This window comes from Roseateles sp. (assembly GCF_052436255.1).
Classification (GTDB): domain Bacteria; phylum Pseudomonadota; class Gammaproteobacteria; order Burkholderiales; family Burkholderiaceae_C; genus Pelomonas.
Map to the genome: position 1 here is coordinate 1 of NZ_JBQVNP010000219.1, position 5,713 is coordinate 5,713.

Here is a 5,713-nt window from a genome sequence, read left to right on the forward strand (position 1 = left end):
ATCGCCACGTCGGTGCCCGTGCCCATGGCGATGCCCACGTCCGCCTTGGCCAGAGCCGGTGCATCGTTGATGCCGTCACCCGCCATGGCGACGACACGGCCTTCCTTCTGCAGACGCTCGATCAACTGCAGCTTGTCGGCCGGCTTGACCTCGCCATGGACCTCGTCGATGCCCAGGCGGGCACCCACCGCCTTGGCGGTGGTATGTCCATCACCGGTGGCCATGATGACGCGCAGGCCGGCCGCCTTGAGCGCGGCCAAAGCCTCAGGGGTGCTGTCCTTGACCGGATCGGACACGGCCAGCAGGCCGGCAAGCTGACCGTCGACCGCCAGGTACATGACGCTCGCGCCCTCGCTGCGCAGCGCCTCCGCCTGCGGCACCAGTGGATCAACCGAAACACCCGCCTGCTGCATCAGCACCGTGTTGCCCAGCGCCAACTGGCGCTGCTCGACCTTGCCTCGCACGCCGATGCCGGTCCCCGATTCGAAGCCTTGCGGCTTGGCGAGTTGCAACCCCTGGGCCCGGGCAGCCTGCACGATGGCGTCGGCCAAGGGGTGCTCGCTGCCCTGGTCCAGGCTGGCCGCCAGGCGAAGCACCTCCTGGTCGGTGAAGCCAGCAACGGCGACGGCTCGGTCGAAGGCGGGACGACCTTGCGTCAGGGTGCCCGTCTTGTCGATGACCAGCGTATCGACCTTGCGCAGGTTCTCGATCGCCGCGGCATCTCGGAACAACACGCCCTGCGTGGCGCCGCGGCCGGTGGCCACCATGATGGACATCGGTGTGGCCAAGCCCAGCGCGCACGGGCAAGCGATGATGAGGACCGCAACGGCATTGATCAGCCCATACACCCAGGCCGGTTGCGGCCCGTAGAACCCCCAGACGAAGAGCGTCGTCAACGCGATGGCGACCACGACCATCACGAAGTAGCCCGCGACGAGGTCGGCCATGCGTTGCATGGGCGCCTTGGAGCGCTGAGCTTGGGCAACCATCTGCACGATCTGCGAGAGCACGGTGTCAGAACCGATGCGCTCCGACCGCATGACCAGTGCACCACTGGTGTTGAGTGTGGCGCCGATCACCTTGTCGCCCGCGCGCTTGCTCACCGGCAGCGGCTCGCCGGTCAGCATGGACTCGTCGACCGCGCTACTGCCCTCGTGCACCACGCCGTCGACGGGCACCTTCTCGCCGGGGCGGATGCGCAGCAAATCGCCCACGTGCACATGGCTGAGCGGCACATCCTCCTCGCGCCCATCAGCGCCGATGCGGCGCGCGGTCTTGGGCGCCAGTCCCAGCAGCGACTTGATTGCCGCAGAGGTCTGCGAGCGGGCCTTGAGTTCCAGCACCTGGCCCAGCAGGGTCAGCGAGATGATGACGGCCGCGGCCTCGAAGTACACCCCGACGCGGCCCATGGAGAAGAACGAAGCCGGAAACACCTGTGGTGCCACGGTCGCTACCACGCTGTAGAGGAAGGCGGCTCCCGTACCCAGGCCGATGAGGGTCCACATGTTCGGGCTGCGGTGCACCACCGACTGCCAGCCGCGCGAGAAGAAGGGCCAACCCGCCCACAGCACGATCGGCAGCGACAGCACCAGCTCGACCCAACTCTGCGTGGCCATGTCCATCAGATGCAACCGCTCGCCCGCCATGGCGAGCGCCAGCACCACGAGCGTCAACGGCAGCGTCCACCAGAACCGGCGAGAGAAGTCGCGAAGCTCGGGGTTGTCATCGTCCAGGTCGGGCAACAGCGGCTCCAGCGCCATGCCGCACCTCGGGCAGGTACCAGGGTGGTCCTGGCGAATCTCCGGATGCATCGGGCAGGTGTAGACCGAGCCCGGCGCTGCGGCGGGCGTTGGCGCGGCCTGCGCCATCGGATCCTTTGCCGTGTGCACGTAGCGCAGCGGCTGCGTGTCGAACTTGTTCTTGCAGCCGGCGCTGCAGAAGAAGTAGGTGCGCTCTTCGCGGCTGGAACGGTGCGGTGACTGCGACGCGACCGCCATGCCGCAGACGGGATCCCGTTCTCCGGCCTCGGGCTTCGAGGCATCCGATGAACTTGCGCCGTCGTTCTTGGGCAGGTCGGCACTGTGCTCGTGGTCCTCGTGGTGCGCATGTGGGCGGGAGCCCGACGCGTCCTTAGGCGCGTCGTGAGGGGGATGTCCATGACCTGACGATGGGAGGGAAGAGTTCATGTTGTGTGCTGGCCTCGCCTAAGTTCAAGCGGCGCGATAAGCGCGAAGGGTTCGTCCGACATCCTCAAATACCGTGGAGCGCCGCACTCACACCTCATAGAAAAGACGCGCGGGCGTGCAGCTTCGCTTCGTTCATCGCTGCTCGCCGCCGGAAGCCGGGACCGCGTTCGACGCTTCCTTGCCTTCCCGCGACGGCTCGGTGTTGTTGTCGTCGGCGCGGTGACCGTGGCCTCGGTGCATGAAGAGGTGCATCAGCGGACATGCCGCAAGCAGCAGGAATGGCAGATAGCCTGCGATATGCGTCAAGTGCCCCTTCAGCAGGAAGTACGCAGCGACGGCCGCGATTGGCACCAAGATCAGGAAAGCCAGGCCGTAGCGCGACCGCCAGAATTGGGGGCGGCCGCTGGGTGTCTGCGTGTGCGCATGGTGCATAAAAAGCTCTCCCGGATCCGTGTTCAGCGATGCGACTGGAAGACCGTGCTCTTGCCGTCCGCCGTCAACAGCAACACGTCGTAGGCGTCCTTGCGGTCACCGTACACGGGACCGTCCATGCCGGGCGAGCCGACCGGCATGCCTGGTGCGGCCAGGCCGATGGCCCGCGGTGCTTCCCGCAGTAGACGACGGATGTCTGCGGCCGGGACATGGCCCTCGATGGCGTATCGCCCGATCTGCGCCGTGTGACAGGAGCCGAACTTCTGCGCGATGCCCAGGCGCGCTCGCGCGGCGTTGTTGCCGCTATCGAAAACCTGCACCTCGAACCCAGCCTGCTCCATGTGCGTGATCCAGTCCTTGCAGCAGCCGCAGCTCGGGTCCTTCCAGACCTTGGCCGTCAGCCGCTCCTGGGCCAGGACGGGGCCCGCCAGCAGCAAGGCAAGGACGCCCGCGATGGCGGCTCGGCGCTTCGCTTCGACCGGACGCTGCGTGTGCTGTGTTGTCGTGTTCATGCTTTGCCCACTCCTCACGTCGACGTGTTACCAACTAAAACCAGAAGCGCACACCGGCCACCCAGCGTGTTTGCAGGGGGCGGCCGCCCGAGGCGCGCACGTAGTCGGCGGTCTGGCCGAAGCTGCCCGCGCGCTCCACGCCGATGTAGGGCGCGAACTGGCGGCTGAACTCGTAGCGCAGTCGCAGGCCCGCGGACGCTTCGGCGAGGCCCTTGCCGATGCGCCGCTCTGGATCGTCCTTGCCGTAGAACTGCAGCTCGGCGCGCGGCTCGAGCACCAAGCGCTGGGTCAGCAGCATCTCGTAGCTGCCCTCCAGGCGCAGCGCGGTCCTGCCGCCGCTGCCCACGTAGGCGGTCGCGTCCAACTCGAACCAGTACGGCGCGAGTCCCTGGATGCCGAAGGCCAGCCACTGGCGGCTTGGTCCCTCGCCGGTGTCCAGGCGGACGCCCAGTTGCGTGTCCCAGAAGGTGGAGACCGCATGGCCCCACAGCAGTTCGGTGCGCGCCTCTTCGAACTTGCCGCCCGCCACGTCGCCCTCGGCCTTGAGCACCGCCCGATTGAAGGCGTTCCCATACCAGGCTTGCAGGCCGTAGGCCGTGTCATTGCCGCCATTGCGCGTGAAGCGACGCTCCAGGGTTTCGGCCCGTAGCGAGAAGAAGGCGTGCTCGTCGGCCAGCATGAGCCGTGGCACGCCCGGCACGGCGTAGTCACCCGATCCCAGCTTGAGGCCATTGGAGTAGGCGTGCGGATCGCGCGCATCGGGCGGGGCCGAGCCGCCTTGCATGCGCATGTTGCCGTGGTCCATGGCCGGTGCGGCGGTCGCGGAGGAGGCGCCACTGGCGGGCGCACCATGCCCGGCATGAGGATCGGTCGCCGCGGCAGCGGCAGGCGTGGCCGGCGCAGAGGGCGAAGACGGCGCGCCGCTGGCGGGAGCCCCGTGTCCGGCATGCGGGTCAGCGGCGGCAGGATTCGCGGTTGCGGCAGGTGCGACTGCTGGCGCGGGTGTGGCGCGGGGAGCGGCTTGACCATGGGCGCTGTGGTCGTTCTGCGCCCGGGCTTGTGTGGCCACGCCGACAAGGGCCATGAGCGCGATGGACAGTGCGCGAAGGGGGAGTGCTTGGGACATTCTGGATCTTCCTTGTGCTGGGCTCAGGACACCACGACTTCGCGGAACATGCCGGCATCCATGTGGAACATCAGATGGCAATGCCAGGCCCAGCGTCCGAGCGCGTCGGCCGTCACAAGGAAACTGATGCGTTGCGCGGGCTGCACCGGCAGGGTGTGCCGGCGGGCGAGGAAGCGGCCATCCGGGCTCTCCAGCTCGCTCCACAAACCGTGCAGGTGCATGGGATGGGTCATCATCGTGTCGTTGTGCAAGATGACCCGCAGGCGCTCGCCGTAGCGAAAATGGACCGGCGTGGACTTGCCGAACTCCAGTCCGTCCAGAGACCAGGAATAGCGCTCCATGTTGCCCGTCAGGTGCAACTCGACCTCACGGCCGGGGCCCCGTTTGTCCAGCGGACCCGATGGCGTGTGCAGATCCGCGAGGGTCAGGACACGCCTCCCGTTGTTGCGCAGGCCGATGCCGGGGTCATCCAGGTTGGTGCGCGCCATGTCGACCCGCATGTCCGTGCTCGCGCCGTATTCGGTGCGCGCGTGGCGCGCCGTGGTGCTTGGCACAGCCAGCGCGCCCGCGGCATGCTGGCTGTGGTCCATGGCCATGCCGCCGTGGTTCATGGCGCCATGGTTCATCCCGCCCATCGCGCCGTGGTTCATGCCAGTCATCGGGGTCGCGGCCATGCCGGCCATGCCGGCCATGCCAGCCATTCCCGTCATGCCGGTCATTCCCGTCATGCCGGCATCCTGGCCCGAAGCGCCGTGGTCCATGCCGCCCATCATGTCGCCCATGCCGAGCCATTCCACCGGATCCAAGGCAGGCACCGGCGCCTGCAGGCCCTCGCGCACTGCCAAGGTGGCACGCGCATACCCGGTGCGCTCCATGGCCTGCGCGAAGATCGTGTAGGCGTCGTCGCGTGGCTGAACGATGACGTCGATGGTCTCGCCCGGGCCGAAGCGGAATTCGTCGACCGTCACGGGCTCCACATCCACGCCATCGACGTGCACGACGGTGAGCTTGAGCCCAGGGATGCGTACGTCGTAGAAGGTGTTACCCGCGCCGTTGACCATGCGCAGGCGCACGCGTTCGCCCGGACGGAACAGGCCCGTCCAGTTGCCCGCCGGGGTCGTGCCGTTGGCGAGGTAGGTCAGGGTCGCGGAGGACAGATCGGCGAGATCGGTCGGGTTCATCCGCATTTCGTTCCACATCTTGCGCTTGCCGAGCGCAGCAGCCATGCCATCGCGCGAAACGTCGCGGAAGAAGTCGATGACGGTGGGCTGGTTGAAGTTCAGGTAATCGCTCTGGGACTTGAGCTTGGCGAAGATCCGCATCGGGTCTTCGTCGGTCCAGTCCGAGAACACGAGCACATGCTCGCGGTCGGCGTGGATGGTCTGGGGCCCGGCCGGATCAATGATGATCGCCCCATACATGCCGGTGAGCTCTTGCATGCCGGAGTGCGAGTGGTA

At 67.3% G+C, this 5,713-nt stretch carries 5 protein-coding genes; all 5 read right to left on the bottom strand.

Going from position 1 to position 5,713, the window contains the following annotated elements; genetic code table 11:
* On the bottom strand, positions 1-2,186 hold a 2,186-nt coding region (locus ACT6S0_RS25925; RefSeq protein ID WP_444766619.1), incomplete at its 3' end, for a heavy metal translocating P-type ATPase.
* A 132-nt stretch (positions 2,187-2,318) separates the two neighbouring features.
* On the bottom strand, positions 2,319-2,618 hold the full coding sequence (locus ACT6S0_RS25930) for a DUF2933 domain-containing protein (protein ID WP_009517028.1): 300 nt from the start codon (positions 2,616-2,618) through the stop codon (positions 2,319-2,321).
* Positions 2,619-2,641: 23 nt separating this feature from the next.
* Entirely contained in the window at positions 2,642-3,130 is a 489-nt protein-coding gene (locus ACT6S0_RS25935; protein WP_009517026.1) for a DUF411 domain-containing protein, read from the bottom strand.
* Between the two features lie 34 nt (positions 3,131-3,164).
* Positions 3,165-4,256: a copper resistance protein B gene (locus tag ACT6S0_RS25940; RefSeq protein ID WP_174484801.1), complete on the bottom strand. Its 1,092-nt coding sequence runs from the start codon at positions 4,254-4,256 to the stop codon at positions 3,165-3,167.
* 23 nt (positions 4,257-4,279) lie between these two features.
* Positions 4,280-5,713 (bottom strand): copper resistance system multicopper oxidase (locus ACT6S0_RS25945; RefSeq protein WP_444766620.1); only part of this gene is annotated, 1,434 nt, incomplete at its 5' end.

Coding starts and splice junctions, on each gene's coding strand:
- ACT6S0_RS25930 (WP_009517028.1), bottom strand. CDS start 2,618: ATGCACCATGCGCACACGCAGACACCCAGCGGCCGCCCCCAATTCTGG.
- ACT6S0_RS25935 (WP_009517026.1), bottom strand. CDS start 3,130: ATGAACACGACAACACAGCACACGCAGCGTCCGGTCGAAGCGAAGCGC.
- ACT6S0_RS25940 (WP_174484801.1), bottom strand. CDS start 4,256: ATGTCCCAAGCACTCCCCCTTCGCGCACTGTCCATCGCGCTCATGGCC.